Here is a 26,228-nt window from a genome sequence, read left to right on the forward strand (position 1 = left end):
CTAACAATTTAATAGTGTAAAAATTTACCAATATTAAAATTAATTTTTTATTCAATTTTTATAAAACCTCTTGACTGGATAAATGTTTTCCCAAAATTCCATTCAATGTTTTTGGACTGATTTTCATTTGCAATTAAAGTATCATCAATTCTTGCATATTCTTTCTTTTCAGAATCTAACAGTTTGACAGTTATTTTCTTATTTATTGGCTTTTTAAAAATTAAATAAATTTTAACTTTATTACCATTTACATCATCATTCTCATAATCTAATTTTCCGACTTCTATATTTTCTTTTTTAAGTTGGTCTGAAAGTATTAATTCATTTTTAAAGGTTTCATCAACTCCTTTTTTTAATCCATCGGCAAATTCTGCCCCACTTTTACTTACTATCTCTCCGCTTTTATTTATAGTACTTTTTGCTGTTTCTTTAATTTTATTACAAGAAAAAAGTGCTAAAAATATTGAAAAATAGAAGTATTTAATTTTCATCTTTTAGATTTATTTAAAAAAATGTTCAAATACTAAAATTATTCCGCCAGTTAAAACTAAATTTATTAATGCAATAGGGATAAATTTTTTCCAGCCAAGGTGCATTAATTGGTCGTATCTAAAACGTGGCAAAGTCCATCTTACCCACATAAATATCAAAATTCCGATGAAGGTTTTAGTTAAAAATGCTAAAATTGATAATATCCCAACTGTGTTTTCGCTCCAATGTTCTGTAGCCCAATGTATGCCTGGGAAATTGTATCCGCCCAAAAATAAAACCACCATCAATGCATTAGAAATAAACATATTCACATATTCGCCGAACATGTAAAGCCCCAGTTTCATTGAAGAATATTCTGTGTGATAGCCATTTACTAATTCAGATTCACATTCCGCTAAATCAAATGGGTGTCTGTTGCATTCTGCTAATGCTGCAATAAAAAATATGATGAAAGCGACGGGTTGGTAAAAAACATTCCAATTCATACCAGAAACCCAAGGAATAACACCCCAAAGTTTTCCAGAAGATTGGTTTTCTGTGATGACTTTTAAATCTAAACTTCCCGTCATCATTATAATAGCGAGTAAGCATAATCCCATCGCAAGTTCATAAGAAATCATTTGGGAAGAAGCGCGAATCGCACCAATTAGGGAATATTTATTATTTGAAGCCCAGCCGCCAATCATGATGCCATAAACACCGATGGAAACCATACCAATTAAATATAAAACACCAACATCGATATTTGCTACTTGTAGCGCATAACTTTGTCCGCCAAAACTTAAAGATTTTCCCCAAGGAATTACAGCGCCTGTGATTAATGAAATAAACATCACTAAAGATGGCCCGATTATAAAAAGAAATTTTTCAGCATTTGCAGGTGTAAAATCTTCTTTAAAGAAAAATTTCCCACCATCTGCAATTGGCTGCAGTAAACCAAATGGGCCTGCGCGACTTGGTCCCATTCTGTCTTGCATAACGGCGGCCACTTTTCTTTCTGCCCATGTGGAGTAGGCGGCTACAGTGAGCGCCAATAAAAAAAGGCAAAAAACCAATATTAATTTAAAAGTTAGTATTCCCATAACTTAGATTTCATCTTTTTTACTAATTTCTTTCGCATCCGGATTATCAAGCAATCGAAGTGTATCGATTGGTTTTTGATAATGATTTAAGGAAATCACCGAATGTCTGTCAATATGTCTTGGTCCTTCAATCACCCAATCTTTTGCATTTTTTCTCTCAAATCTACAAGTATTGCAAATATAATCTTCTTTTGCAACTTCATCATATTGGTCTTTTCTGGCTGTTACTCGTATCACTTCGTCGCCTTTTAGCCAAACTACGGCTTTGCCAGAACATTTATCACAATTGCAATGTGCATCCATTGGTTTTGTAAACCAAACGCGACTCATAAATCGTGAAGTTCTATCCGTTAATGCGCCAACAGGGCAAACGTCAATTACATTTCCGATAAAATCATTATCTAAAGCTTTGTTTAAATAAGTAGAAATTTCTGCATGATCGCCGCGGAAAAGAATTCCATGTTCTCTTTCTTCTGTTAATTGATTGGCTGCCAAAACGCATCTTGCACATAAAATGCAACGGTTCATATTTAATTTGATATAAGGACCAATGTCTTCTGGCTCGAAAGTTCTACGCTCAAATTCTGTTCTTGTTTGTTCTTCACCATTTTCATAAGCCAAATCCTGCAAATGACATTCTCCTGCTTGGTCGCAGATTGGGCAATCTAAAGGATGATTAATTAACAAAAATTCGGTAACGGCGTGTCTTGCTTCTTGTGTTTTCGGTGAAGTCAAATTTTTAACTTCCATTCCGTCCATCACTGTGGTTCTGCAGCTTGCAACTAATTTTGGCATTGGTCGGGTATCTGCATCAGAACCTTTGCTTACTTCTACCAAACAAGTTCTGCATCTTCCGCCGCTGGTTTCCAAAGATGAATAATAACACATTGCTGGTGGAACAGAGCGACCACCGATTTGGCGTGCCGCATTTAAAATAGTAGTTCCTGGCGCAACTTCTGTAGTTTGCCCATCAATAGTTACTTTAAATTTTTTAATTTCTTCGCTCATATTTTTTGTTTTGCCAATTGGCAATATGATTTATAATTTTTTCTTAGTCTGAAATGTATATCCAATTCCACCAAGCAATTGTCCGAAAACAAAATGTTGTTTGGCGAAATCTGGTTTATTATTTAATGTAGTTTTAATATCCCACATATTGATATATCCTGCTTTTGCTTCTAATCTCAACATCCAATGTTTATGATAAATAAAATTGAGACTGCTTCTTAAATCTGCGCCCATTCCCGCAACGTGAAAACGATCACTTCTTTCATTGCCAAATAGTTTTACATTACTTTTTGGAAACATCACGCCTAATCCGCCGCCATAAGACCAAACTAAATCTATTTTTTCTTTATTTATTAAACTTTTATATTTTTCTAAGCCTAAATTTTCATAATTTAAACCGTCTGTGTGTTCAAAAGTAAGAAAATTGGCATCAGATAAATCGACTTGTCCATTTTGCACATAAGCCGCATATTTGGGATCAGAAATATTTCCTTTAAAATCAACGGTTTGGTTTTGATCCATTACATATTTCATGTGGTCTATTCCCAAAACTAAAGCAAGATTGTCTTTTAAAAAATAACCTACTCTAAAATTATATTGCGTCACAGTGAACCATCTTGGGTCAAAATAAACGATTCCAAATGAGGTTTGTCTGTCATGCGCTACTACATTATTTAATTGAAAATCATAGCCATTTCCTTTAAAATGAATATCAGATTTTGTAAAAGCAGCTCTATTCCAACCATAAAAAACGAACATGCTTCCTTTTCTAAAAGGACTTGGATTTGTATTAACATCTAGATTATTGGATGTTCCGGAAACAACTTCAGAATTAGAATCTGATTGCTGCGCGGACGAAAAATTAAATCCAAATAACAAAAAGATTGCAGAAATTAATATCTTATTTTTCACTTTTATTTAATATTTTGAAGTTCAGGCGTTGGGATTGGATTTGCATAATTTGCCAAACCGTAATTTCTTGTTTGAGATTCAGGATTATCAATATACCATTCAAACTCATCTCTAAAATGTCTAATTGCCGCAGCAACTGGCCATGCAGCAGCATCTCCAAGCGGACAAATGGTGTTTCCCTCAATTTTTCTCTGGATATCCCAAAGCAAATCAATGTCTTTCATTTCGCCGTTTCCTGAGTGAATTTTTTTCAAAATTCTATACATCCAGCCTGTTCCTTCTCTACAAGGTGTACATTGGCCACAACTTTCGTGGTTGTAAAATCTTGCTAAAGTCATGGTGTGTTCTACAACTGATTGGTCTTCATCTAAAACAATAAATCCACCAGAACCCATCATCGTTCCTGTTGCGAAACCGCCATCAGCAAGCGATTCATAATTCATTATTCTATCTTCTCCGTTAATGGTTTTTAATAATAAATTTGCAGGAACAATTGGAACTGAACTTCCTCCTGGAATACAGGCTTTTAGTTTTTTACCATTCGGGATTCCACCACAATATTCATCAGAGTAGATGAAATCGTGAACAGAAATGGTCATGTCGATTTCATAAACACCTGGTTTATTGATGTTTCCACACGCTGAAATTAATTTTGTTCCCGTGGAACGGCCAACTCCAATTTTAGCATATTCTGCTCCAGTAATATTAATAATTGGAACAACTGCTGCGATTGTTTCTACATTATTCACGACAGTTGGTCTTTCCCAAGCGCCTTTCACTGCTGGGAATGGTGGTTTTAATCTTGGGTTTCCGCGTTTGCCTTCAAGAGATTCTAATAAAGCAGTTTCTTCTCCGCAGATGTAAGCACCTGCGCCACGATGAACATAAATTTCTAGATCGAAGCCAGAATTTAAAATATTTTTACCTAAAAATCCTGCTTTTTTAGCCTCTTCTATGGCTTTTTCTAAAATGTCTGGAATCCAAGAATATTCTCCGCGGATATAGATATATGATGCATTTGCACCTAATGCAAAGGAAGAAATTATCATTCCTTCTATTAAAAGATGCGGTAAAAACTCCATTAAATAACGGTCTTTGAAAGTTCCGGGTTCGGATTCATCCGCATTTACTACCAAATGTCTTGGTACGCCTTCTGGTTTTGCAAGAAAACTCCATTTTAAACCTGTCGGAAATCCTGCGCCACCACGACCTCTAAGACCAGAGGTTTTTACTTCTTCGGTAATTTCTTCGGGCGTCATTTTAAAAGCTTTTTCAACTGCTTCATAACCGCCGTGTTTTCGGTAGGTTTCAAAGTAGCGAATGCCTTCTATATGTGCGTCTTTAAGTAAAAGTTTTTTACTCATTTTTTATTTTATTAATCTAAAGCTAATTGTCCTTCTCTACAAAGCTGGAGAATTTCATCAACTTTTTCTATTGTTAAATGTTCATGATAAAATTTGCCTAATTGCATCATAGGTGCATAACCACAAGCACCTAAACATTCGGCTGGTTTTAATGTAAATAAACCATCTTCGGTCGTTTCTCCGTCTTTGATGTTTAATGTAGTTCTGATGTGATCCAAGATTTTCTCACTTCCATTTAACATACAAGGTCCTGTTCTGCAAACTTCTAAAACAAATTTACCGACCGGTTTCATATTAAACATGCTGTAAAATGTAGCCACTTCATAAACTTCAATTGGCAAAAGGTTTAAAACTTCCGCCACATAATCCATCACTGGTACGCTTAACCATCCTCCAAATTCTTTCTGCGCTAAATGCAAAACAGGAATTAAAGCAGATTTGCTTTTTCCTTCTGGATATCTTTTTATAATAGTCTGAACTTTTTCTAAAGTTTCAGGTTTAAAAGTTATTTCACTCACTTATTTATAATTTTAAATTTTAAATTTTAGATTTTAAATTTCCAAAACTTAATTTATAATATTTAATTTATTTCTTGTTTTTTAATTCTTTTATACAAAACAATATACATTGAAGTAAAAATAAATAATGCTGAAAACCCTGCGATTGTTTTCCAATTATTTCCAGAGTTTAAACTTCTGTAAACAGAAAAAATTGAAAATGAAATCATCAATATTATTCCTTTAAGAGAACTTAATTTTTTATTTTTCATCATCTAAAATTTAAAATTCATCATTTATAATTTCTTACGCGTCTAATTCTCCGGCAATTACATTCATTGAACTTAATGTTACTACCGCATCAGAAATCATCGCACCTTGTATCATTTCTGGATAAGCCTGATAATAAATAAAACAAGGTCTTCTGAAATGCAATCTATAAGGACTTCTTCCGCCATCGCTTACTAAGTAAAAACCTAATTCACCATTTCCACCTTCTACACAATTATACACTTCACCTTTTGGGATTTCGGTTTCGCCCATCACTATTTTAAAGTGATAGATTAACGCTTCCATTTTGGTGTAAACATCTGCTTTTTCAGGTAAATAAAAATCTGGAACTTCTGCGTGGAAATCTCCTTCTGGTAAATTTTCGTAGGCGTTTTTAATTAATTTAAAACTTTCCCACACTTCTTGTTGGCGAACCATAAAGCGATCATAAGTATCTCCTGCGGTTCCGATTGGGATTATAAAATCAAAATCACCATAAGAAGAATAGGGTTGTGCAACTCTCACATCATAATCAACTCCTGTGGCACGGAGATTTGGTCCAGTAAAACCATAGTTCAAGGCGCGCTCAGCAGAAATTGCACCTGCACCAATTGTGCGATCCATAAAAATTCTGTTTCTTTCTAAAAGTGTACAAAATTCTTGAAATCTTTTTGGAAAATTCTTTATAAAATCTTTAATTAACTCGTGAAATTTTGGTGTGAAATCTCTTTCAAAACCACCAACTCTGCCCATATTTGTGGTCATTCTTGCGCCACAAATTTGTTCATACATTTCGTAAATTCTTTCTCTATCTTGAAAAACGTAAGTAAATCCAGTTAAAGCACCTGTATCAACACCAATAACACCGTTACAAACCAAGTGATCTGCAATTCTTGCCAATTCCATCATGATGATTCTCATGTAATCTACACGTTTTGGCACTTCGCAACCGATTAATTTTTCAACCGTCATGTGCCATCCAATATTATTTATCGGGGAAGAACAGTAGTTCATTCTATCAGTAAGTGTAGTAATTTGTGCAAAATTTCTACGTTCAGAAATTTTCTCAAAAGCACGATGAATGTAACCCACGGTTTGCTCTGAATGCAAAATTCTTTCGCCATCCATTGTGAGGATATTTTGAAAAATTCCGTGCGTTGCAGGGTGCGTCGGACCTAAATTGAGCGTGTATAACTGTCCGTCAATCTGCTCTTTAGATTCGTATTGGCTGAGTATATTAGATAATTCGTTGTCTTTCATATTTTTTTGATAATTGATTATTGATAAATGGTAATTGATTTTAAACATCAATTATCTTTTATCTTTTATCATTTATATTTATCTTCCGAACATTTTATCGTCTTTATCGGTTCTAGTTCCATCTTCCAATTTATATTCTTTTAACATTGGATGATAGCCCATCTCTGGATCGTTTAAAATGATTCTAAGATCTGGATGATCTTTAAATTTAATGCCATAAAAATCATACGCTTCACGTTCCATCCAATTGGCAGCGGCATAAAGTGGCGTTAGAGTATCAACTTCATTTTTTTCACGGGACATAAAAACTTTAAGTCTGATTCTGAAATTAGTCTGCATATTATGCAAATGGTAAATAACGCCGAGTTCTTTTTCTGGAAATTCGGGGTAATGAATACCACAAATATCTGTCAAAAAATTGATAGCTAATGATGAATCTTTTAGATAGTGAACAATTTTTTTTAAGTCTTGTTTTTTTACTTCAAGCGTTAAAAACCCATAAGGTACGGAGTGTAATAATACTGATTCTGGAAATTCTCGCGTGATGGCCTCCAACACAAATTCATTTGTCATATCCATTAATTTATATCGTAAGATTCTAATAAATGTTTATATTCTTCAGAATCTCTTCTTCGGGAACTTTCACTTTCTGCTAATGCTTGAACTTGCATAAATCCTTCAAGAATTTGCTCTGGTCTTGGCGGGCAACCTGGCACGTAAACATCTACTGGAATAACTTTATCAATACCTTGAAGCACAGAATAAGTATCGAAAATACCACCTGAACTTGCACAAGCGCCCACGGCAATTACCCATTTTGGTTCTGCCATTTGGGTATAAACTTCTTTTAAAATTGGTCCTAATTTTTTAGAAATTGTACCACATACTAAAAGAACGTCTGATTGTCTTGGTGAAAACGACATTCTTTCTCCACCAAAACGCGCTAAATCATAAGTAGGCATCATCATCGCCATAAATTCTATTCCACAGCAAGAAGTGGCGAAAGGCAGTGGCCAAAGTGAATTGGCCCGAGCCATACCAACTAGGCTGCTTAAATTTGTTGCAAAGAAGCCTTCGCCGGAAAATCCGGGTGGCGCTGCTGCATCTGTTTTTATAATCGGTTTATCTGACATTTTTCTTTTTTTTAAATTATTTATCCCAATCTAAAGCACCTCTCTTTAATACATAAAAAAATCCTAAAAAGAAAACACCTACAAAAGCAAGAACGGCTACAAAACCATCGAGGCCGAATTCTCTAAAGTTGACTGCGTAAGGATAAAAAAACACAATCTCAATATCGAAAAGCACAAAAAGAATAGCAGTAAGAAAATATTTTACAGAAAATGGGGTTCTTGCATTACCTTCATTCTCTATTCCGCACTCAAAATTTTTATTTTTTTCTGTGCCTTGCAGTTTTGGTCCCAAAAAATGCGCGCCTAGTAATGAAATTAGAACGAAGCCAATTGCAACGGCTGCTTGAAATAAAATGGGGATATAACTTTCGGGTGTACTCATCTTGAAGTAGTATGTTAATTTGCAAATTTAACGAATAATGTAGAGAAGATGAAATAATACAGAGATAATTTTCGAGATTAAATTTATTTTAAAAATAATTTAGAATGGTTAAAAATAATAACTTTTATTTCATTTTTTTTAAAAGGGTAGAAGCGATGTAAGCGATGTATCCGAAAATTAAACTTCCGAAAAGTATATTAATAGCTGTATTTATTTTTTCATCTGCTATTTTAAAAAAGAAATTGTATAAAACATAGATTACTATTAAAATGCCATAGATGATAAGTTGTTTTTTCATTTAAATTTCTTTAGAATAAGTTCTTCTTCGTTTATGATTCACGGGATTATAGTCTTGCCATAACACCTGAACGCTTTTATTTTCTTCCAATTCTGGGTTAGTTTCCGCGTAAACAATTCCCATTTTAGTAAATCTTTCATAAATTTCTTTAAAAATAATGGCAGTTACGCCACGTCTTTGGTATTCTGGCTGTATGCCGATTAGGTAAAAATTAGCACTATCGTTTTTTCTTGTGGCTTGCCAAAAATAATACCAGCCAAAAGGCCACATTTTGCCATTTGCTTTTTGCAATGCTTTGCTATAAGAAGGCATTGTCACGGCAAAAGCGACCAATTCATGATTTTCATCTTCCACGCAAATAATATAATTTTTATCTATAAAAGGGAAATATTTTTCTTTATAAGTTTGAATTTGTTCTTTTGTAATCGGTGTGTAAGTAGAGAGTGAATTGTAGGTTTGGTCTAAAAGTTTAAACATCGGGTCGATGTATGGTTTTATGTCCTCTTTGCTTTTAAATTGAATAACGTTTAATTTGTATTTTTCTTTAATCAAGCGGCTAAATTTCTCTACTTTATCTGGTAAATTTTCCGGGAAACGCATTTCGAATTCTACCCATTCTTTTTCTTTTTTTAAACCTAATTTCTCTAAATGCTCTGCGTAATATGGAAAATTATACAAACCTATCATCGTTGCTAATTTATCAAAACCCATCGTTAACATGCCAGATTTATCAAGATTAGTAAAACCCATCGGTCCTTCAATTTTGTTGATGTTTTTTTCTTTGGCAAATTCTATTGCTTTATCAATCAATGCTTTTGAAACAGTTATATCATCAATAAAATCGAGCCAACCAAAGCGAATTTTAGAAATCCCCAATTCTTCTGCTTCTTTTTTATTAAAAATAACGGCAATTCTTCCCACCACTTTGTTCCCCATAATTGCAAGAAATTGCTTTGCTTCACAATACAAAAATGCACCGTTATCTGAAGGATCCCAAACTTTCATTTCATCATTAATTAATGGTGGAACATAGCAAGAATTATTCTTGTATAAATCCATTGGGAATTTCACAAATTTTAATAAATCTTGTGACGTATTAACTTCTTTTAAAGTAAGTGCAGACATTTGTTTTTATTTAAAAAAAACAAAGATAATGGTAAAAATTTTATATTAAAACTTTGGCATAATTTTTCCTTTGCTTGCAGTAAAATTTTTAAATCGAAAGAACACAAAATGGGAGGGTATTATTTAATTTTTGGCGTCATTTTCGTAGTTAGTTTGATCGTTCAAAATAAATTAAAAGCAAAGTTTGCTTTTTATTCTCAACTTCATTTGCAAAATGGAATGTCGGGCAAAGAAATTGCTGAAAAAATGCTGTATGATAACGGTATCAGAAATGTGCAAGTTATTTCGGTTCCAGGCCAACTAACCGATCATTACAACCCGGTGGATAAAACCGTTAACCTTTCAGAAGAGGTTTATATGCAAAGAAATGCCGCCGCTGCAGCAGTTGCCGCGCATGAATGCGGACACGCGGTGCAACATCAAGTTGGCTATGCTGCTCTAAAATTACGCTCAAGTTTAGTTCCTTTGGTGAATGTAAGTTCCAAATTATTAAATATAATTTTAATTGCAGGTTTTTTAGTAATGGCATCAAGCGGAAACAAAACACTTTTGGCAGTTGCTGTTGTCCTTTTTGGTATCACCACACTTTTTACATTTATAACTTTACCCGTTGAATATGATGCAAGTAACCGCGCTTTGGCATGGTTAGAAAAGTCTGGAACTGTTACAAAACAAGAACAAGAAGGCGCAAAAGATGCCTTAAAATGGGCCGCAAGAACTTACGTTGTTGCAGCGCTTGGCTCACTTGCACAATTTTTATATTTCGCATCAATGCTAAATGGTGGTCGCAGAAATTGATTTTAAATTGCTCAAAAAAGCAACTCATTTTTGCATTTAGTTTTGCGAAATAATGCGAAAACCGACTTCGTGTATTTCTTCTAATTTTGCCAAAAAAGTTTCAGAATCAGCAGATTTTATTTCGGCTTTTATCTTGCAATTTTGTTCAGATACGAAATCTAAAATTTTTCCGTCGTATTTATTTATTAATGAAAATATGACGTTTTGAAGTGAAAATTTGAAATTAATTTCAATTAAAATCATCAAATCTTTGGTAATAATTTCGGCTAAATCTAAGGTTTCTTGCGCACAATTTTTATAGGCTTTCACTAGGCCAGAAACGCCAAGTTTTGTGCCGCCGTAATAGCGAACAACTATCACACAAGTATTGGTTAAATCTTTTGCTAAAATTTGGTTTAAAATTGGTAAACCAGCACTGCCATTGGGTTCGCCGTCATCATTTGCTCTATAATTTTCTCCATCAATTCCGATTCTGAACGCATAACAATGGTGCGTTGCTTTAGGATGGTTTTTTTTAATGTCTTCTAAAAAATCTTTAAAATCTTTCTCGTTTGAAACCGAATTAGCAAAACCTATAAACTTACTTCCTTTTTCCTTTAAAAGGATATCGCCAATTGGTTTTTTAATGGTTTTAAAAGAAAATTGATTCAATTGAATTTATTTAAAATCAGAATTATTGAAATAAAAAACGTCGTTATCTCGTAATTTCTCAGTTTTAGAAGGTGTTTTAGAGAGTTTGGGCGCAAGAGTTCCGTTGCTTAATTTTAAATTTTCATTTTTAATGATGATGCATTCATCCCAAATATTTGCATCGATAAATTGTTGCAAAGTAAAACTTCCACCTTCTATAATGACCGATTGTATCTGCAAATCAAACAATTTTTTCATTAAATTTTCTAGAAAATTCTCTCTTTCAATTTTTATGTAATTAATATTTTTTTTCGTTTCTTCTTTAATTAAATTAGAAACAAAAGTTTCTGCTTCATTATTAAAAATTTTAAAATCAGTTGGTACTTTTAAATCAAAATCTATCAAAATACGGATAGGATTTCTACCTTTTATTTCCCGCGTCGTCAAACTTGGATTATCTGTTAAAGCCGTATTTGTCCCGACCAAAATGGCGTGTTCTTCGGAACGTAATTGATGCACAAATTGTTTACTTAAAGGATTACCAATTTGCGTCGGCTGAAAATTTTTATCTAAAAATCCGTCGTTTGATTGCGCCCATTTTAGAATAATAAATGGTCTTTTTTTTCTATGAAAGGTGAAAAATCTTTTGTTTAATTCTTCACATTCTTGTTCTAAAATTCCGGAAACGACTTCAATTTTGGCGTCTTCTAAAATTTTTTTGCCTTTTCCGTTGACTTTGTCGTGAGAGTCCATTGCGCCAATTACGACTTTTTTAAAATCAATTTCTCTTAATTTTAGCGCGCAAGGTGGCGTTTTACCGAAATGCGCGCAAGGTTCTAATGATACATAAATGGTAGAATCGGGGAGAAGTTCTTTGTTTTTTACAGAATTTATCGCATTTATTTCAGCGTGATTTTCGCCGGCTTTTTGGTGAAAACCTTCACCTATAATTTTACCATTGTGGACTATTACTGCACCAACCAAAGGATTTGGATATGTTTTTCCAAGTGCTTTTTTTGCTAATTCGATGCAGCGCTGGATATAGAATTCATCGGTCATATTTAGTTTTTTTACCATAAAATTTTTATGGATTTTAAAAGGTTGAATAATTGCTTTTTAAAGTCTTAAAAAGGAGAATGTTTTTCAGCACCACTCACAAAAATATTCTTAAAAAATAAAACCCTGAAGTTAGAATTTTGAATATTTAAGAAAAAATATCAAAATTATGTGCGATTAATTTTTTGTTTCATCTGTTGTTGCCAAAGAAATTACAGGTATTTGAAAATCTATAAGTAAACCCATTAATTTGTTGCGCTCTTTACTTAAAGACTTTGCGGCGTATTTCACATCGCCATAACTTCTTTTGATGTACGAGAAAATAATAAAGGATTTTTTGGCGCCATTGGTCATTTTTTTAAATCTATAAATTCCGTATTCTGCGTAAGGATTTCCGTTTTTAGGGGTTTCTGTTAAAATTCCATCTACAATAAATTGCGTTCCATCTGGGCTTTCTGTAACTTGAACGTTAGAATATTTATCACTTTTTTCTCTGTTTTGAAAACTTTCTACTTTTTGCCGCACGGCATCGTCTAAATCTATTTCTTTGTCAAAATAGGAAATATTTATAAGCTGTGTAAAGGTTTTAATTGTTTCATCTCGCGGTAAATATTGCTGTAAATAAAGAGTTGCAGATTTCTGTTTGCTCCAATCTAATAAAAATTCGGTACCATCAATTTCTAAAGGACCAGGAATATTGAGATAATCTTTGGCATTTTGAGCATTAAAACCAAAACCTATAAAGCCTATAATTAGCAGTAAATATTTTTTCATAAAAATTCATTTATTGTTTTCAAAAGTTACTTGCAATCGCCAAATTTTTGAGGTTTTGTTTGTAAACTTGCCCATTGCATTTTATAGTAAACTGAAATTATTCTCCGCTAATGATTTGGTGCAAAGTCACGCGCAAACTTTCTAATTGCGCTTTTTTCTCGTCAATTTTGGCGTAAGTGTCCTTTAAAAGTGGATTACTTCTAGAAGAATCTGCAAAGAAACCCAAGTTGTTTTCCATTTTAACCACTTCAGATTCCATATCAGAAATTTGGTTTTTAATTTTTCTGGCTTTATCTGAAAGTTGCGATTCTGAAAGGCCTTCTTCTTTTAAATCAAACTCATTAATTTTGTTTAATTTCAATTTTTCGCGCAAGGTTTTATTAAATTCTGTGTTTATACCTAGATTTTCACGGGGTACTTTTCCAACTTTGTTCCAGTTATTTTTTAATTCTTCAATTTTCTCAATGCTTCCTTCTTCGTTTGAAATGGTTTTTAATTGTGATAAAATTTCATTTTTTTGTTTTAAATTTTCTTTCCAATTATCAGAAGCCACATCATTTTTCTTACGAAAGTTTTCGAAGAATGTGTTGCAGGCCGCCCGAAAATCCGTCCATACTTTATCTGCTTGGCTTCGTGGAACGTGCCCAATTTTTTTCCATTCATTTTGCAAATTTTTAAATAATGGAACTGCTGTTTCCCAATCTTCGTTGTTCATATTATCGGTCGCAGTTTGGATGAGGCTCAATTTTTTATCTAAATTATCTTGTTGGGAATGTTTTAGACTTTTATAGAATTCGTTCTTTTTGTTATTAAATTGTTTTAAAACTTCTTTAAATTCTGCCCAATTTTGGTTGGATAGTTTTTTCGGAACACTTCCTAATTTTAAAAATTCGCTTCGCAGATCTTCTATCTTTTTGATGGATTGCTGCCAATAATTGTGATTTACCTCTTTTTCTGGCGTTACAATTATTTTCATTTTTGCGATAATCTCGTTTTTCTTCACAAGATTTTCTGCTTGTTCTCCTTCGATTTGTGAAAATAGTTCGGCTTTTCTATCGTGTATTTTATTAGAAATTTCTTTAAATTCTAGCCAAGTTGGTTCTCGAAATTCTTCTGCAACAGGAACGGCTTCTTCTTTCCAAAGTTTGTGTAGAAATTGCAATTCATTTAAGGCTTTTTGTACAGATTTTTCTTCTAAAAGTTCTTTGGCACGGGCGATTATATGTTGTCTCTTTTCCAAATTATGCTCATATTCTTGGCTAAGAAATTCCTTATTCATATCGAGCATTTCGTAGAATTGCGTGAGATGAAAATAGTAATTATTGTTTAATAATTTGAATTCGTTTTTCGCAACTTGCCCCGCGTTTCCCCATTCTTGCTTTATTTCTCGAATTTCTTTAAAAAGATTGGTGCCTGCTTCAGAATTGGTATATAGATTTTTCAGGCGATCAATTATCGCTTGGCGTGTTTTTAGATTTTCATCCTGCGCCATTTCCATTTTTTTATGATAATCATTTTGTTTTTCTCGGTACGTTTGCAGCAATTCGTTGAATTTTGCCGTAAGTGGATGTTTGTAAAATTCTTGCTCTTCTTCCGCAAGTTTACTTTTAGCAAAATCACTTTCTTTGCTAATAACAGTTTGAAGTTGTTCTTTTATTTCGTTGAATTCTTTGTATTGAGAACCGCCATCTTTGGCAAGCGCAATTTGTTCAAGTTTATTTAAAAGTTCTGATGCAGAATTGTTTTTTTCTTGTTTAGAATGCTTTTCTTCTTCGATTATTTCTTCTAATACAGCGTCAGTTTTAATGTTTTCGTCTTTTGGGAAATCTTTTTCCGCAGAGATTTCTTCTATATTTAAAGACTCAACGGTAGTTTGTTGGATCGGATTATCAACCTTGCTAGATGGATTTTCATCAAGATGATTATCATTGTCCGAATTTTTTGAATTTTCTTCCTTTTTTGAAGGTATTTCAGTTTTTTCTTCGGAATTTTCAACTTCTATTTCAGTGGAAGTAGTTTCTTTTAAAGGTTCAAAATCCTTTTCGTTGTGGTCAGAAATTTCATTTTCTGTAGTCATAGCAAATCTTTTTGGTTAAAATAACGCCTTTTAAAAATAATAAAAAATAAATTTATTAAAATAATTTCATTTAAGAGGAAGTTTTTAAGATGATTTCCAAATTTCCCAAGCTTTTTCTGCTTGTTGCTCTAGCATAAAATAGCCGTTGATGGTTTTTGCATGATAAGAGGCAGCATTTTTTATAAATTGGGTGTAAGTTGGATTGTAAATTAAATCTATAATTAAATGTCGATTGCTCAAACCCTTAAATGGGAAATTTAGGCAATCTTGCTCGTTTGGAAAAGTGCCAACTGGCGTGGTTTGGATGATCAATTGGTGATTTTGAACGTCAGTTTCTGTGAGATTTTCAAAGTTGAAATCGGTATTTCTTGCTACAACTTTAAAGGGAATATTCAATTTATTTAAAACAAATTTCACGGCTTTTGCTGCGCCGCCGTTTCCTAGAATAAGTGCACTTTTGTGAAAATCTTTTAGATGAAGTTGAAGTGTTTTTTCGAAACCAAAAGCATCTGTATTATAGCCGATTTTCTTTCCATTTTTTAATTTAATGCAATTTATAGCACCGATTTTTTGGGCTTCTTCACTTAATTCATCGAGAAAGGGAATTATTTGTTCTTTATAAGGAATGGTTACGTTTAAGCCTTTAATTTCAGGGTTGGAAAATAGATTTTCAACCTGATTAATTTCGGGCAAGTCGAAAATTTCGTATTGATTATCGGATAAATGTAGTTTATTAAATTTATCTGTAAAATATTTTTTAGAAAAGGAATAAGAAATATTTTTTCCTATTAATCCAAAAATTTGCTTTCGATTCATACATCAAAAATAAAAAAAAGACCGTTATAAAACGGTCTTTTAGTCATTAATTTGTAATAATAATTAATCTACAATAAATTTAGCAGAAAGATCACCTGCTTTTAGAAGGTAAACGCCTTTGTTTAAATTATGTAATTTTATAACTGTAGAATTCTTAAAAGGTTTTTCAATACTTTGAACCATTTTACCTGTAAAATCAAAAATTTGTGCTTGTGAAATTTCAGATAAGTTTTTTCCGCTTACATTTAATTCTCTGTTTTTAACTGGATTAGGATAGATAATTAGAGAATTTTTCTTGGTATTCGTTTCTTTGGTTGCTGCAGTTGTGTAGCAAGTCCATTTCATATCATCGATAGAAACTCTGTTTTTTGTAATTTCTTTGTTTACAAGCATTATTTCTACATCTCCGGTAACATTCAAATCTGTAACTGTAGTTGTAGTTGGTGTTGCGCTGTAAGGAATTGATTTCCCAGTATCAACACCATTAATGTAGATTTCTAAAACATTATTAGAAACATCAGCCGCAGCAGAATATTGCAATTGCGTTGTAACGGTTAAACTTCCTATACCGTTCGGCGCTGATAGTGCAGTTAAAGAACCGTGTCTAATGGTAATTGCTCGGCCGTTAATGGTTAAATCTGTTCTAGAATCTTCAGAAGTCCAAGAAATACCGTTACTCGTCCAGTTATAGGTGGAATAATTTGACGAAGCAGGTGGAATGGTTTCAAAATTTTCATTGCCGCAGTCTGTCCCAATTGCTAAAGTGGTTCCCATAACGACGTTGCTTTTTGGCGAAGCATTTCCAGCCGCGTCTTTTGCAACTACGTAAATGTTATAGGTAGTGTTTGGGTCTAAATTGGCGATATTAGAATCTGTAGAATCGGACGATCCAAATAACGCATCGTTTACATAAATTTCGTAAGATGTTACTTCTACATTGTCAGTTGCTGCTGTCCATTGTATGGCGATATTATTACTACCGATTGAAGTGATAGTTAAATTTGTAGCAGCAGTTGGTGGTGTAATATCTACTAAGGTTGTTCCCGTAGCGGTGTTGCTTTGCCCCGAAACATTTCCTGCAGCATCTACAGCGACTACATTAAAGTTAAAAGTTGTTCCTTGCGCTAAACCAGAAACCGTTGCAGTAGTGCTAGAAGAGTTGGTTTTAAAGACACCATCTACAAAAATTTTGTAGTAAGCCACGCCAACATTATCAGTAGAAGCCGTCCAAGTTAAATTTGCTGTAGCGCTTGTAGTAGATGTAACAGCTAGATTTGTAGGGGTAGAAGGAACTTCATTATCCACAACTTGTGTGCCCCAGATCTGTTGTACCCATTCTGGATGGTCAATAAATGGGTTTCTGTTACCTTGAAAGACATAGGCGGCATTATTTCTTTCAATTTCACTTGGTGAAACTGGATCTTGTGCAGCCCAAGCTAGTAAAACATCTCTTTCCCAAACTGTTAAACCAGGATAAGTTGTATTTCCTAACATATCGCCACTTGAAAAAGTGGAAAGTTTAGATTCGTATCTTGTTACAAAATAAAAAATCATTCTAGCGATATCACCTTTAAACTCATTTATGGGTTCACATGCTGAACCAGAATAACCTTTGGAGGAACTAGGGCCTACTTTTGTGCCATTTTTTGAGGTAAATGAAGGGCTTGAAACTAATGCATAAGGATAATTACTTCTCATACCATTCACCTTTCCATCAGTGGGACGGATGAAATTTATATCTGACACCATCGGAGAGTTGGAGCCAAATAAACTTTGTGGCACCACGTGTTCTCTATTGTAGCAATCACCTTCTTTGCTATAATTTCCACATTTTTTTGTGCCATGTGTATAATTATATGGATCAGGGCCAGTTGGATTTTCGGAATACATATCTAAAACAGAACCATCATTTTCATAAAAATGATCAGAATCAGTAGTAGGATAACCATTATATAAACCATTATAACCGTTGTCTCTGGATCCGTTTGTGATGATTTGGCTTAATTTTGTTTTTAATGCAGCACCAGTTAATCCTGCCGTTCCATCATAATATCCTGCTGGAGCTTGGGCATTGGCAAAACTTAAAAGTAAAGTAATTGTAAATAGAGTAAAAAGTTTTTTCATAAAAAAGAATTATTTTTTTCGGGCGATAAAGGTAAAAATTAATTTCCGATCAAAATCAATTATTTAAAAATTAACACTATTGTAATACTAAAAACGTCTGTATATTTTAGTTATTGATGATATTTCGTTTATTGATTTTAGAAAAAATGAGGGAAACTAATATTCCGAAAAAACCTGCGGTTAAACTAACAATAAGATAATTTTGCCATATAATTTTCACGGGAAAAGGTAGCGTTGCGCCTGCTTTGAAGAAACCAGTTTCAATTTGTAAAAAAGAAACCAAAGTTCCAAGAATTAAACCAGCAATAATTCCGAATAACACGATTAGTAAACCTGTGTAGAAATAAACCATTCTCAAACTTCTCACTGGGAAACCTAAGGAAATTAAAGATTTTGCCTGCTCTTTTTTGTCTAATTGCAAAATAATAATTGCACCTGCCAAATTAAATGTAGTAATAAAAATAACGAGCGCAAAAATTAAATATATGAAGAATTTCTCCGTATTTATCATTTTCCAAAAAGCAGCATTTTCTTCTTTTTGAGTTTTTATCACCACTTTATTTCCTAATGAATTTTGCAAATCATTTTTAATTTGATCGGCTTGTGATGCGTCTTGTAATTTTATTACAATACTATAGGCCGAATTTTTGGGTAAGGACAAAAGCTCTTGCGCTAATTCTAGAGGTGAAATAATATAATTGTTGAGTTGGTCATTTCCGGGGAAAATCCCTGTTACATAAATATCTTTTTTATTAAAAATATCCGCTTCTTTGCTAATCATGCCAACACCAGATTTTGGCATCATCAAAGTTGCGGATGCGTTTTTAGAATTTACTGGGATTTCTAATCGGTCGTCTAACTGGCTTTCCATCAGCACTTCGTTCACATATTTAAAACTAGGATATGTGCCATAAAAAATACTTTTATTGATAGGATTAACAGAAGTGTAGGCCGAATCTACGCCGCGCAAATAGGCAATTTCTCCTACATCGTTATAATCAATATAGACTTTTTCATCTATCACTTTAGAAAAGTGAGCGATATTTTTATTGGCAGCAAGTTTTTTGGTAATAGTTGCTAAATCAGGTAAAGTTTTTCCAGTTTTACTTGTTATAGTAAGGTCTGCATGAAGGTTTGAAATTAAATCTTGGTTTAAAACTTCGAGGCCAGAAAATACAGAAACGATAATAAACATTGAGGCCACAGCAACCATCATTGCACAGGCAGAAAGCCAAGTTATAAACGTTACTGCTGTACTTCCTTTTTTGGAAAGCAAATATCTGGATGCTATGTAGAACGCTGTGTTTTTCAATTTTTTTTAAAGAATCGGATTGTCGCCTTCACCTTTTAATTCACGTTCTATAGCTTCTACATCATCCAAAGAAGTATCTAGAAAAAATGTAAGTTGCGGAATAATGCGCACTTGCTTGGCCATTTTTTGGCCGATATAATTGCGGTATGTTGCTTTTTGCTCTTCAATTTCGTTCATTACCGCTTTTCTATTTTCTGGAGGGAAAATACTTAAATATATTTTTGCTACACCCAAATCTGCAGAAATTTTCACATCAGAAACACTCACTAAAATCGTTTGCTTACTTTCTGCGGCTTGTTTTCTAAATAATTCTGCTAAATCCTCTTGTAAGATTTGCGCTATTTTTCGTTGTCTGTTACTTTCCATAATGCTGCAAATTTACTAAATTTGTGGGGATGTTTTTAAGGTAAAAGCAAAAAGTAGAAAGGAAAAAGTAAATCTTAAAAAGAAATTGTTTTTAGACATTTGAAAGCAATAGCACATTAAAATAAACAAAAATAAATAAAAACCACACAATTGTGAAACTAGAACATATAGGAATCGCAGTAAAATCTTTAGAAACATCAGACCAATTATTTTCTAGATTACTCGGAAAAGACTTTTATAAGCAAGAAAGTGTGGAAAGAGAAGGCGTAAAAACCAGTTTCTACAAAGTAGGAGAGAGTAAAATAGAACTTTTAGAAGCCCAAAATAATGAAAGTGCCATTGCGAAATATTTAGATAAAAATAGGGAAGGCGTGCATCATTTGGCTTTTGGTGTAGAAAATATTTTAGAAGAAATTAAGCGTTTAGAAAATGCTGGCTTCCAGTTTATTTCTAAAGAGCCTAAAGTAGGGGCAGATAATAAACTCGTCGTTTTTCTACATCCAAAAACTACCAACGGCGTCTTGGTAGAAATTTGCCAAGAAAAAAACTAAAAAATTTTTATTATTTCACAAAAAATATTAGATTTGCACACCAATAAAAACAGAAGCATAACTACTTCGCGTTTTAGGTCCTATAGCTCAGTTGGTTAGAGCACCTGACTCATAATCAGGTGGTCCCTGGTTCGAGCCCAGGTGGGACCACAGCCTAAAAACCTTCGCTTTTTGCGAAGGTTTTTTGTTTTAAAATCAATTTTATTGTTTAGATTATGCTTTGCTGTATTTTTTTAATAAAAAGCCAGTGAAAGAAAATTATTGATTTAAAGCAAAATCGCTTTATTTCGAAACTAATTATTTATAAACCAGAAATAATGTGTTTTTTTTTAGAGATTTAAAATTGCTGAAAAATCAAATCTTTATTTGTAATGGTATGAAAATGTTATTCAATATTATATTTCGTTAAAAAAACCAGCAAATTTTCCTTTTAATTCGCAAAATTTCATTTCAAAAAAAAGTAGTACTTTTGCAACTTGAAAAAACAGTTATGGAATTAAATTATTTAAATCATTTAAGCCCATCATTGAAAGATGGTGTAAAAAATTATTTGATAGATATAGACGGCACAATTACAGATGATGTACCAAATGAAGAGCCAGAAAGAATGGTGGATTGTGAGCCCTATTTAGATGCGCTTCATACTATAAACAAGTGGTACGACGAAGGTCATCAAATTTGTTTTTTTACCTCTCGAACTGAAGATTTAAAGCAAATTACAATAGATTGGTTAGACAAAAATGGCTTTAAATACCACAGTGTTTTATGTGGAAAACCAAGAGGTGGAAATTACCACTGGATTGATAATCATTTGGTAAAAGCGACCCGATACAAAGGGAAATTTACCGATTTGGTAGAAAAAAATGTAAGCATCGAAGTATTTAAAGATTAATAATCTTACTATAATATTTAATAAAGAAATACAGAAAATTAATGAAAATATTAGCAAATGATGGCATCAATCAATCTGGTATTGACGCTTTAGAAAAAGAAGGATTTGATGTAATTACGACAAAAGTTCCGCAAGAATTTTTAGCAGATTTCATTAATAAGGAAGGTATAAAAACGCTGCTCGTTAGAAGTGCCACTAAAGTTCGAAAGGAATTAATTGATATTTGTCCAGGTTTAGAAATCATCGGTCGTGGCGGCGTTGGTATGGATAATATAGATGTAGATTATGCCCGCTCAAAAGGGCTTCACGTCATCAATACGCCTTCGTCTTCATCAGAATCTGTAGCAGAATTGGTTTTTGCGCATTTATTTACGGGTGCTCGTTTTTTACAGCAATCAAACCGAGAAATGCCATTAAAAGGAAACACAGAATTTGCAAAACTTAAAAAATCTTTCGAAGCCGGCACAGAACTTCGCGGCAAAACTATTGGTATTATTGGTATGGGCAGAATTGGCCAAGAAGTAGCGAAAATTGCGCTGGGCCTTGGTATGAAAGTGATTGCCGCAGATAACCAAGTAGGAAGAGCAAGTATAAAGTTGAAATTTTATAATGGGCAATTCATTAATGTTGATATCGAAACTGAGCCATTGCAAGGCATTTTTAAACATGCAGATTTTATCACTTTGCACGTTCCAGCACAAAAAAATGGTTTTATGATTGGTGCACAAGAATTTGCTTTAATGAAAGATGGTGCAGCAATTATAAACTGTTCTAGAGGTGGCGTGATAGACGAAGATGCACTTTTAGATGCTTTAGATTCTGAGAAAATTTCCTTTGCAGGTTTAGATGTTTTTATAAATGAACCAACGCCAAATGAGAAAATTTTAAATCATCCAAGAATTTCGCTTACACCACACACAGGTGCTTCAACTTTAGAAGCGCAAGATAGAATTGGTATTTCTTTAGCCAAGCAAATTGCCAGTATTCTGCAAAATCAGAACCATTAAGTAAACAAATATTCAAAAAAAAACTCGTCTCAAATATGTTTGAGACGAGTTTTTTTTTTTCAATTCAAAAGCAGAAATTATTTTTTTAATAAATCTCTTATCTCCATTAATAATTCTTCCTCTTTGGTTGGGCCTGCTGGAGCCGCTTCTACTTCCGGTTTTTTAGTTTTATTAACCGCTTTTATCACCAAAAATAAAACAATGGCTACTAAAAGAAAACTAATTACTGCGGAAAGAAAATTACCATACATCACACCGTGCCAAGAAAGCAACTCTATTTTGTCTGCACCTGCCGCTTTCAAAGCCGGATTTAGCAATAGCGGTGTAATAACATCTGCCACTAAAGAACTAATTATCTTCCCAAAAGCAGCACCAATAATCACGGCAACAGCCAAATCTACAACGTTCCCTTTAAACGCAAATTCTTTAAATTCTTTTACTAATCCCATAATGTTTTTTTTGTTTTAATGTTATTTGTAACAAATGTATTAATTTATATTAATAATTGAAAAAAATATCAAATTTATCCTATAGAACGCTCCAAAAGAACCATCATCAATAAACTTAAAACCACCAAAGATTCATCATTTTCTGGTATATTGCTAATTTTACTAAGTTGAAACCTACGCCCAAATAAAGAAGGCATCTTTTTTAAGCGAAAAAGAATCTTATCATTATTATCTTTTACCAAATAAGACGGATTTAGAAAATAACCTGTAAACATGCCAATTATAGGGATTTCACCAACCATTCCATCGAACATTTTTATCCATGGGTTTTCTTCTGTAATTTTATAAACTTCATTTTTGTTTGTATCAAAAACATTATAAGTCGCGCGCCAAAAAGATTTCATCCCTTTTCGAGATACACTTCCCAAATTGGTTCCTGAATTTTCTTTAATTGAATAAGATGCATTAAAATCTATCCATTGGTTCGCATTAATATTATATAAAATTTCCGATTTTTTCTCATCCCGGTACACTTGTACATCATCTTTTAATTTAAAAATTTTCGAGCGCACATAAGCCAGATGTTGTCCTTTGCTATCAGTCATGTTAAAATCACTGGCAAGCGTGGTGATTTTAAATTTTAAATCTAAAGGATAGTTTAAGTTTTTCATAGTTTTTTTTTTTTGATTTTAAAACGTTTATACAATCGCCAAAATTCATGCGTGAATATCTCTGAACTATTTTATTATAATCAGAATCGGTGATTTTTCAATTGTTTGCAAACTTGCCAAATGCGATTTTATAATTTATGTTTTGTTTTGAATTAAAAATTGAAAGTACAAAAAATGTGTGAAATCGTAGAGATTTATTTTTTGCCTAAATTTGTCTTAAACCCTTTTATTTTTATGAAACTATTAAACGCCAACCAAATAAAATCTGCTGACAAATTCACACTTGAAGAACAAAAAATATCGTCACTTCAATTAATGGAGCGCGCAGCAGAAACGGCGGTTGAGTATTTAATTTCTAAAATTAGAAACACGCAGAAATTTTGCATTTTTTGTGGAAAAGGAAACAATGGTGGCGACGGTTTTGCGATTGCGAGATTGCTTTATCAAAAATCGTATGATGTTGAGGTTTTTACAGATTTATCAAACATAAATTTTTCTGATGAAGCCAAAACTAACTTTCAGAAAGTGAAAAGCATTTCTGGCATTGATTTAAATGATTTTTCTGAGGTTGAAAATATGAGGTTTAAGGCAAATTCAATTATTTTGGATTGTATTTTTGGAATTGGATTAAATCGGAAAATTGAAGGCAAAATTGAACGTTTGATTCAGGTTTTAAATACCATTAATTTAAAAAAAATTTCTATTGATATTCCATCTGGCTTACTTTCGGATGGCTTCACTCCGAACGACTTTACCGTATTAAAAGCCGATGAAACTTTGAGTTTTCAGTTTTGGAAAAAGGCTTTTTTTTATCCTGAAACTGGCAGATTTTGTGGAAAAATTCAAATTTTAAATATTGGTATTTCAGAAAATTTTATTGCAAGTTCGGAAAGTACGGAATATATTATTGATGAGCATTTAATTAAAAATATTTATCAACCAAGAGAAGATTTTGTAAACAAAGGAACTTTCGGCAAAACGGTAATGATTGCCGGAAGTTATGGCAAAATTGGCGCTGCAGTTTTAGCAACAAAAGCGGCTTTAAAATCTGGAAGTGGTCTCACTTTTTGCGCCGCACCAAAATGTGGCTACAATGTTTTGCAAAATTCTGCGCCCGAAGCAATGTTTATAGAATCGGGTGAAAATTTTATAGAATTTTTAGATTTGCCGGAAGATGGTGTTTTGGGAATTGGCCCAGGTTTGGGAACTGAAGCAGACACAGAAAAAGTGGTTTTAAATTTAATTAAAAATCAAAAAATGCCAATGGTGATCGATGCTGATGCTTTAAATATTTTATCTAAAAATAAAGATTTTTTAAAATATATTCCAACAAACTCCATTATTACGCCACATCCAAAAGAGTTTGAACGATTATTTGGTGCAAGTAAAAATGCTTTTGAACGAACAGAATTGGCCAAGCGAAAAGCAAAGGAACTAAATATTTTTATAGTTTTAAAAGGCCATCACACGCAAATTATTTCGCCAGAAAAAGAAGTTTTTTATAACATCACCGGCAACAGTGGCATGGCAAAAGGTGGTAGCGGCGATGCTTTGACGGGAATTATCACTTCATTTTTAAGTCAGAATTATTCCCCAAAAAACGCCGCAATTTTTGGTGTTTGGCTACATGGAAAAGCCGGTGATTTTGCCGCCGAAAAATATTCTAAAGAATCTATTTTGCCTTCTGATTTAATAGAAAATATAGCTGAAGTTTTTAAGGATTTACAGCCTTAATTTTTAGAAAAAATCATTCAGGTTTTGCAGATTCTTCAGGTGTAATTTTGTTGAATTTTGAATAATACATAATTACAAAACCCGCTATCATAAAGGGAATTGAAAGAACTTGCCCGGTATTTAAACCATCGAAATGTATAAATTCATTACCTTGTGGTTCTTTTAAAAATTCTACAAAAAACCGTATCGCCCAAAGTAGGATGAAAAATAAACCAAAAAGCCAACCTTGTTGGTATTTTTTGTCGGTTTTGCGGTATAAAATCCATAATAAAAGTGCGAGTAAAAGATAGCCAGCCGCTTCAAATAATTGAGTTGGATATCTTGGGACAACCGGTCCGTATTCCGAACTTTGTTGCGGAAAAAGAACCGCGAAAGCAGATCCAGCCGGCGTTGGTTTCCCGATAATTTCAGAGTTAAAAAAATTTCCAATTCTTACGAACGCGCCGCCAAGAGCAACTACAATTCCGATTCTATCATAAACCCAAAACGGATTTTTTTTAATTATTTTGTAGGAATACCAAAGTGTGGTGAAAATAAGCGCAATGGTTGCACCGTGACTTGCCAAGCCAGAAAAACCAGTAAATTCAAAAGTTGGTTTTGTGCGGATTGGTAAAAATACAGACCAAAAATCTTGTTTAAACAATTCTGGCTGGTAAAAAATAACATGGCCCATTCTCGCGCCAAATATCGTCCCAATAAGTGTCCAAGTAAATAATGGTTCTACATATTTTTCGTTTACGTTATCTATTTTATAAATTTTTGTCATTAAAATATAACCCAAACCAAAGGCGATAATGAACATTAAACTATAAAAATGTAGCGTAACAGGACCAAGGTGAATGCCAGTGGATGGATCCCATGTGAAAACTAAAAATTTGATCATTTGAAATTTATTTTTTTAAATTATATTTCGGAGGAACAGGATCATAACCACTTCCGCCCCAAGGATGACATTTTAAAATCCTTTTTACACCCAAATAAAAACCATAAAATAAACCATGAACACGCAGAGATTCAACCATATAATGACTGCAAGTAGGCTCATATCGGCAATTTTTTGGTAACCATGGTGAAATCGCCAACTGATAGAATTTTATTAAAACTACCAGAGGAAAAGTTAAGATTTTATTAAAGGTCACTTTCAAAAC

General features: G+C 33.1%; 29 protein-coding genes and 1 tRNA gene. 6 read left to right on the top strand and 24 right to left on the bottom strand.

Features of this window, described 5'->3' with window-relative positions; all coding sequences use genetic code 11:
- Window positions 1-47: 47 nt before the first annotated feature.
- From C4S29_RS00240 to C4S29_RS00295, 12 genes are all read right to left on the bottom strand, one after another.
- The gene (locus C4S29_RS00240; protein WP_103912124.1) at window positions 48-491 is read right to left on the bottom strand and encodes a hypothetical protein; all 444 of its coding nucleotides are present in this window, start codon (window positions 489-491) and stop codon (window positions 48-50) included.
- A 9-nt stretch (window positions 492-500) separates the two neighbouring features.
- Entirely contained in the window at window positions 501-1,574 is a 1,074-nt protein-coding gene (nuoH, locus tag C4S29_RS00245; RefSeq protein WP_103912125.1) for an NADH-quinone oxidoreductase subunit NuoH, read from the bottom strand.
- A gap of 3 nt (window positions 1,575-1,577) precedes the next feature.
- Complete coding sequence (locus C4S29_RS00250; RefSeq protein ID WP_103912994.1) at window positions 1,578-2,582, bottom strand: 2Fe-2S iron-sulfur cluster-binding protein; 1,005 nt, start codon at window positions 2,580-2,582, stop codon at window positions 1,578-1,580.
- A gap of 30 nt (window positions 2,583-2,612) precedes the next feature.
- Window positions 2,613-3,341, bottom strand: coding sequence for a hypothetical protein (locus C4S29_RS00255; protein WP_394338655.1), 729 nt, complete (start codon window positions 3,339-3,341; stop codon window positions 2,613-2,615).
- 155 nt (window positions 3,342-3,496) lie between these two features.
- The gene (gene nuoF, locus C4S29_RS00260) at window positions 3,497-4,858 is read right to left on the bottom strand and encodes an NADH-quinone oxidoreductase subunit NuoF (RefSeq protein ID WP_103912126.1); all 1,362 of its coding nucleotides are present in this window, start codon (window positions 4,856-4,858) and stop codon (window positions 3,497-3,499) included.
- A gap of 11 nt (window positions 4,859-4,869) precedes the next feature.
- Window positions 4,870-5,376, bottom strand: coding sequence for an NADH-quinone oxidoreductase subunit NuoE family protein (locus C4S29_RS00265; protein WP_103912127.1), 507 nt, complete (start codon window positions 5,374-5,376; stop codon window positions 4,870-4,872).
- A gap of 285 nt (window positions 5,377-5,661) precedes the next feature.
- Window positions 5,662-6,885 carry an NADH-quinone oxidoreductase subunit D gene (locus tag C4S29_RS00275; RefSeq protein WP_103912129.1) on the bottom strand — a complete coding sequence of 408 codons (1,224 nt, stop codon included), beginning with the start codon at window positions 6,883-6,885 and terminating at the stop codon, window positions 5,662-5,664.
- Window positions 6,886-6,963: 78 nt separating this feature from the next.
- Window positions 6,964-7,458: an NADH-quinone oxidoreductase subunit C gene (locus C4S29_RS00280; protein ID WP_103912996.1), complete on the bottom strand. Its 495-nt coding sequence runs from the start codon at window positions 7,456-7,458 to the stop codon at window positions 6,964-6,966.
- Window positions 7,459-7,463: 5 nt separating this feature from the next.
- On the bottom strand, window positions 7,464-8,018 hold the full coding sequence (locus C4S29_RS00285; protein ID WP_103912130.1) for an NADH-quinone oxidoreductase subunit B: 555 nt from the start codon (window positions 8,016-8,018) through the stop codon (window positions 7,464-7,466).
- Window positions 8,019-8,034: 16 nt separating this feature from the next.
- Window positions 8,035-8,400, bottom strand: a complete 366-nt coding sequence (locus tag C4S29_RS00290; RefSeq protein WP_103912131.1) for an NADH-quinone oxidoreductase subunit A — start codon at window positions 8,398-8,400, stop codon at window positions 8,035-8,037.
- A gap of 124 nt (window positions 8,401-8,524) precedes the next feature.
- Complete coding sequence (locus C4S29_RS14815) at window positions 8,525-8,698, bottom strand: hypothetical protein (protein ID WP_185116929.1); 174 nt, start codon at window positions 8,696-8,698, stop codon at window positions 8,525-8,527.
- Window positions 8,699-9,823, bottom strand: coding sequence for a GTP cyclohydrolase (locus C4S29_RS00295; protein WP_103912132.1), 1,125 nt, complete (start codon window positions 9,821-9,823; stop codon window positions 8,699-8,701).
- A gap of 108 nt (window positions 9,824-9,931) precedes the next feature.
- On the opposite strand from C4S29_RS00295, the gene C4S29_RS00300 reads away from it, so the two are divergent.
- On the top strand, window positions 9,932-10,621 hold the full coding sequence (locus C4S29_RS00300; protein ID WP_103912997.1) for a zinc metallopeptidase: 690 nt from the start codon (window positions 9,932-9,934) through the stop codon (window positions 10,619-10,621).
- A gap of 36 nt (window positions 10,622-10,657) precedes the next feature.
- On the opposite strand, the gene C4S29_RS00305 is transcribed toward C4S29_RS00300, so the two are convergent.
- The 8 genes from C4S29_RS00305 to rbfA all read right to left on the bottom strand — a co-directional run bounded on the left by C4S29_RS00305 (window position 10,658) and on the right by rbfA (window position 19,776).
- A complete protein-coding gene (locus C4S29_RS00305; protein ID WP_103912133.1) occupies window positions 10,658-11,272 on the bottom strand; it encodes an IMPACT family protein in 615 nt (204 codons plus the stop codon).
- A 6-nt stretch (window positions 11,273-11,278) separates the two neighbouring features.
- The gene (gene ribD / locus C4S29_RS00310) at window positions 11,279-12,310 is read right to left on the bottom strand and encodes a bifunctional diaminohydroxyphosphoribosylaminopyrimidine deaminase/5-amino-6-(5-phosphoribosylamino)uracil reductase RibD (protein ID WP_103912998.1); all 1,032 of its coding nucleotides are present in this window, start codon (window positions 12,308-12,310) and stop codon (window positions 11,279-11,281) included.
- A gap of 174 nt (window positions 12,311-12,484) precedes the next feature.
- Window positions 12,485-13,081 carry a hypothetical protein gene (locus C4S29_RS00315; RefSeq protein WP_103912134.1) on the bottom strand — a complete coding sequence of 199 codons (597 nt, stop codon included), beginning with the start codon at window positions 13,079-13,081 and terminating at the stop codon, window positions 12,485-12,487.
- Between the two features lie 97 nt (window positions 13,082-13,178).
- A complete protein-coding gene (locus tag C4S29_RS00320) occupies window positions 13,179-15,158 on the bottom strand; it encodes a DUF349 domain-containing protein (RefSeq protein WP_103912135.1) in 1,980 nt (659 codons plus the stop codon).
- Window positions 15,159-15,242: 84 nt separating this feature from the next.
- On the bottom strand, window positions 15,243-15,974 hold the full coding sequence (locus tag C4S29_RS00325; protein WP_103912136.1) for a shikimate dehydrogenase family protein: 732 nt from the start codon (window positions 15,972-15,974) through the stop codon (window positions 15,243-15,245).
- A gap of 63 nt (window positions 15,975-16,037) precedes the next feature.
- On the bottom strand, window positions 16,038-18,098 hold the full coding sequence (locus tag C4S29_RS00330) for an endonuclease (protein ID WP_103912137.1): 2,061 nt from the start codon (window positions 18,096-18,098) through the stop codon (window positions 16,038-16,040).
- A 106-nt stretch (window positions 18,099-18,204) separates the two neighbouring features.
- The gene (locus tag C4S29_RS00335; protein ID WP_103912138.1) at window positions 18,205-19,410 is read right to left on the bottom strand and encodes an ABC transporter permease; all 1,206 of its coding nucleotides are present in this window, start codon (window positions 19,408-19,410) and stop codon (window positions 18,205-18,207) included.
- Window positions 19,411-19,416: 6 nt separating this feature from the next.
- Window positions 19,417-19,776 carry a 30S ribosome-binding factor RbfA gene (gene rbfA / locus C4S29_RS00340; protein ID WP_103912139.1) on the bottom strand — a complete coding sequence of 120 codons (360 nt, stop codon included), beginning with the start codon at window positions 19,774-19,776 and terminating at the stop codon, window positions 19,417-19,419.
- Window positions 19,777-19,928: 152 nt separating this feature from the next.
- Between rbfA and mce the strand changes: the two genes are divergently transcribed.
- The 4 genes from mce (at window position 19,929) to C4S29_RS00360 (ending at window position 22,226) form a co-directional block, all read left to right on the top strand.
- Complete coding sequence (gene mce / locus C4S29_RS00345) at window positions 19,929-20,327, top strand: methylmalonyl-CoA epimerase (RefSeq protein ID WP_103912140.1); 399 nt, start codon at window positions 19,929-19,931, stop codon at window positions 20,325-20,327.
- 76 nt (window positions 20,328-20,403) lie between these two features.
- Window positions 20,404-20,477, top strand: a tRNA-Ile gene (locus C4S29_RS00350).
- 340 nt (window positions 20,478-20,817) lie between these two features.
- The gene (locus C4S29_RS00355; RefSeq protein ID WP_103912141.1) at window positions 20,818-21,219 is read left to right on the top strand and encodes an LNS2 domain-containing protein; all 402 of its coding nucleotides are present in this window, start codon (window positions 20,818-20,820) and stop codon (window positions 21,217-21,219) included.
- 41 nt (window positions 21,220-21,260) lie between these two features.
- Window positions 21,261-22,226, top strand: a complete 966-nt coding sequence (locus C4S29_RS00360) for a D-2-hydroxyacid dehydrogenase (RefSeq protein ID WP_103912142.1) — start codon at window positions 21,261-21,263, stop codon at window positions 22,224-22,226.
- Between the two features lie 77 nt (window positions 22,227-22,303).
- Here the strand turns inward: C4S29_RS00360 and mscL are convergent, their stop codons facing one another.
- On the bottom strand, window positions 22,304-22,675 hold the full coding sequence (gene mscL, locus C4S29_RS00365; RefSeq protein ID WP_103912143.1) for a large conductance mechanosensitive channel protein MscL: 372 nt from the start codon (window positions 22,673-22,675) through the stop codon (window positions 22,304-22,306).
- A gap of 74 nt (window positions 22,676-22,749) precedes the next feature.
- Entirely contained in the window at window positions 22,750-23,346 is a 597-nt protein-coding gene (locus tag C4S29_RS00370) for a hypothetical protein (protein WP_103912144.1), read from the bottom strand.
- Window positions 23,347-23,580: 234 nt separating this feature from the next.
- Between C4S29_RS00370 and C4S29_RS00375 the strand changes: the two genes are divergently transcribed.
- The gene (locus C4S29_RS00375) at window positions 23,581-25,080 is read left to right on the top strand and encodes an NAD(P)H-hydrate dehydratase (protein ID WP_103912999.1); all 1,500 of its coding nucleotides are present in this window, start codon (window positions 23,581-23,583) and stop codon (window positions 25,078-25,080) included.
- Between the two features lie 13 nt (window positions 25,081-25,093).
- Here the strand turns inward: C4S29_RS00375 and lgt are convergent, their stop codons facing one another.
- On the bottom strand, window positions 25,094-25,963 hold the full coding sequence (gene lgt / locus C4S29_RS00380) for a prolipoprotein diacylglyceryl transferase (RefSeq protein ID WP_103912145.1): 870 nt from the start codon (window positions 25,961-25,963) through the stop codon (window positions 25,094-25,096).
- A 7-nt stretch (window positions 25,964-25,970) separates the two neighbouring features.
- Window positions 25,971-26,225, bottom strand: coding sequence for a membrane protein insertion efficiency factor YidD (gene yidD, locus C4S29_RS00385; protein WP_103912146.1), 255 nt, complete (start codon window positions 26,223-26,225; stop codon window positions 25,971-25,973).
- Window positions 26,226-26,228 lie beyond the last annotated feature (3 nt).

The sequence above is a fragment of the Halpernia humi genome, assembly GCF_900108025.1.
Taxonomy (GTDB): domain Bacteria; phylum Bacteroidota; class Bacteroidia; order Flavobacteriales; family Weeksellaceae; genus Halpernia; species Halpernia humi.

What these genes read in the sequence shown, in the direction of transcription:
- C4S29_RS00240 (WP_103912124.1), bottom strand. Translation starts at nt 491, where the DNA reads ATGAAAATTAAATACTTCTATTTTTCAATATTTTTAGCACTTTTTTCT.
- nuoH (WP_103912125.1), bottom strand. Translation starts at nt 1,574, where the DNA reads ATGGGAATACTAACTTTTAAATTAATATTGGTTTTTTGCCTTTTTTTA.
- C4S29_RS00250 (WP_103912994.1), bottom strand. Translation starts at nt 2,582, where the DNA reads ATGAGCGAAGAAATTAAAAAATTTAAAGTAACTATTGATGGGCAAACT.
- C4S29_RS00255 (WP_394338655.1), bottom strand. Translation starts at nt 3,341, where the DNA reads ATGTTCGTTTTTTATGGTTGGAATAGAGCTGCTTTTACAAAATCTGAT.
- nuoF (WP_103912126.1), bottom strand. Translation starts at nt 4,858, where the DNA reads ATGAGTAAAAAACTTTTACTTAAAGACGCACATATAGAAGGCATTCGC.
- C4S29_RS00275 (WP_103912129.1), bottom strand. Translation starts at nt 6,885, where the DNA reads ATGAAAGACAACGAATTATCTAATATACTCAGCCAATACGAATCTAAA.
- C4S29_RS00280 (WP_103912996.1), bottom strand. Translation starts at nt 7,458, where the DNA reads ATGACAAATGAATTTGTGTTGGAGGCCATCACGCGAGAATTTCCAGAA.
- C4S29_RS00285 (WP_103912130.1), bottom strand. Translation starts at nt 8,018, where the DNA reads ATGTCAGATAAACCGATTATAAAAACAGATGCAGCAGCGCCACCCGGA.
- C4S29_RS00290 (WP_103912131.1), bottom strand. Translation starts at nt 8,400, where the DNA reads ATGAGTACACCCGAAAGTTATATCCCCATTTTATTTCAAGCAGCCGTT.
- C4S29_RS14815 (WP_185116929.1), bottom strand. Translation starts at nt 8,698, where the DNA reads ATGAAAAAACAACTTATCATCTATGGCATTTTAATAGTAATCTATGTT.
- C4S29_RS00295 (WP_103912132.1), bottom strand. Translation starts at nt 9,823, where the DNA reads ATGTCTGCACTTACTTTAAAAGAAGTTAATACGTCACAAGATTTATTA.
- C4S29_RS00300 (WP_103912997.1), top strand. Translation starts at nt 9,932, where the DNA reads ATGGGAGGGTATTATTTAATTTTTGGCGTCATTTTCGTAGTTAGTTTG.
- ribD (WP_103912998.1), bottom strand. Translation starts at nt 12,310, where the DNA reads ATGACCGATGAATTCTATATCCAGCGCTGCATCGAATTAGCAAAAAAA.
- C4S29_RS00315 (WP_103912134.1), bottom strand. Translation starts at nt 13,081, where the DNA reads ATGAAAAAATATTTACTGCTAATTATAGGCTTTATAGGTTTTGGTTTT.
- C4S29_RS00320 (WP_103912135.1), bottom strand. Translation starts at nt 15,158, where the DNA reads ATGACTACAGAAAATGAAATTTCTGACCACAACGAAAAGGATTTTGAA.
- C4S29_RS00325 (WP_103912136.1), bottom strand. Translation starts at nt 15,974, where the DNA reads ATGAATCGAAAGCAAATTTTTGGATTAATAGGAAAAAATATTTCTTAT.
- C4S29_RS00330 (WP_103912137.1), bottom strand. Translation starts at nt 18,098, where the DNA reads ATGAAAAAACTTTTTACTCTATTTACAATTACTTTACTTTTAAGTTTT.
- rbfA (WP_103912139.1), bottom strand. Translation starts at nt 19,776, where the DNA reads ATGGAAAGTAACAGACAACGAAAAATAGCGCAAATCTTACAAGAGGAT.
- C4S29_RS00355 (WP_103912141.1), top strand. Translation starts at nt 20,818, where the DNA reads ATGGAATTAAATTATTTAAATCATTTAAGCCCATCATTGAAAGATGGT.
- C4S29_RS00360 (WP_103912142.1), top strand. Translation starts at nt 21,261, where the DNA reads ATGAAAATATTAGCAAATGATGGCATCAATCAATCTGGTATTGACGCT.
- mscL (WP_103912143.1), bottom strand. Translation starts at nt 22,675, where the DNA reads ATGGGATTAGTAAAAGAATTTAAAGAATTTGCGTTTAAAGGGAACGTT.
- C4S29_RS00370 (WP_103912144.1), bottom strand. Translation starts at nt 23,346, where the DNA reads ATGAAAAACTTAAACTATCCTTTAGATTTAAAATTTAAAATCACCACG.
- C4S29_RS00375 (WP_103912999.1), top strand. Translation starts at nt 23,581, where the DNA reads ATGAAACTATTAAACGCCAACCAAATAAAATCTGCTGACAAATTCACA.
- lgt (WP_103912145.1), bottom strand. Translation starts at nt 25,963, where the DNA reads ATGATCAAATTTTTAGTTTTCACATGGGATCCATCCACTGGCATTCAC.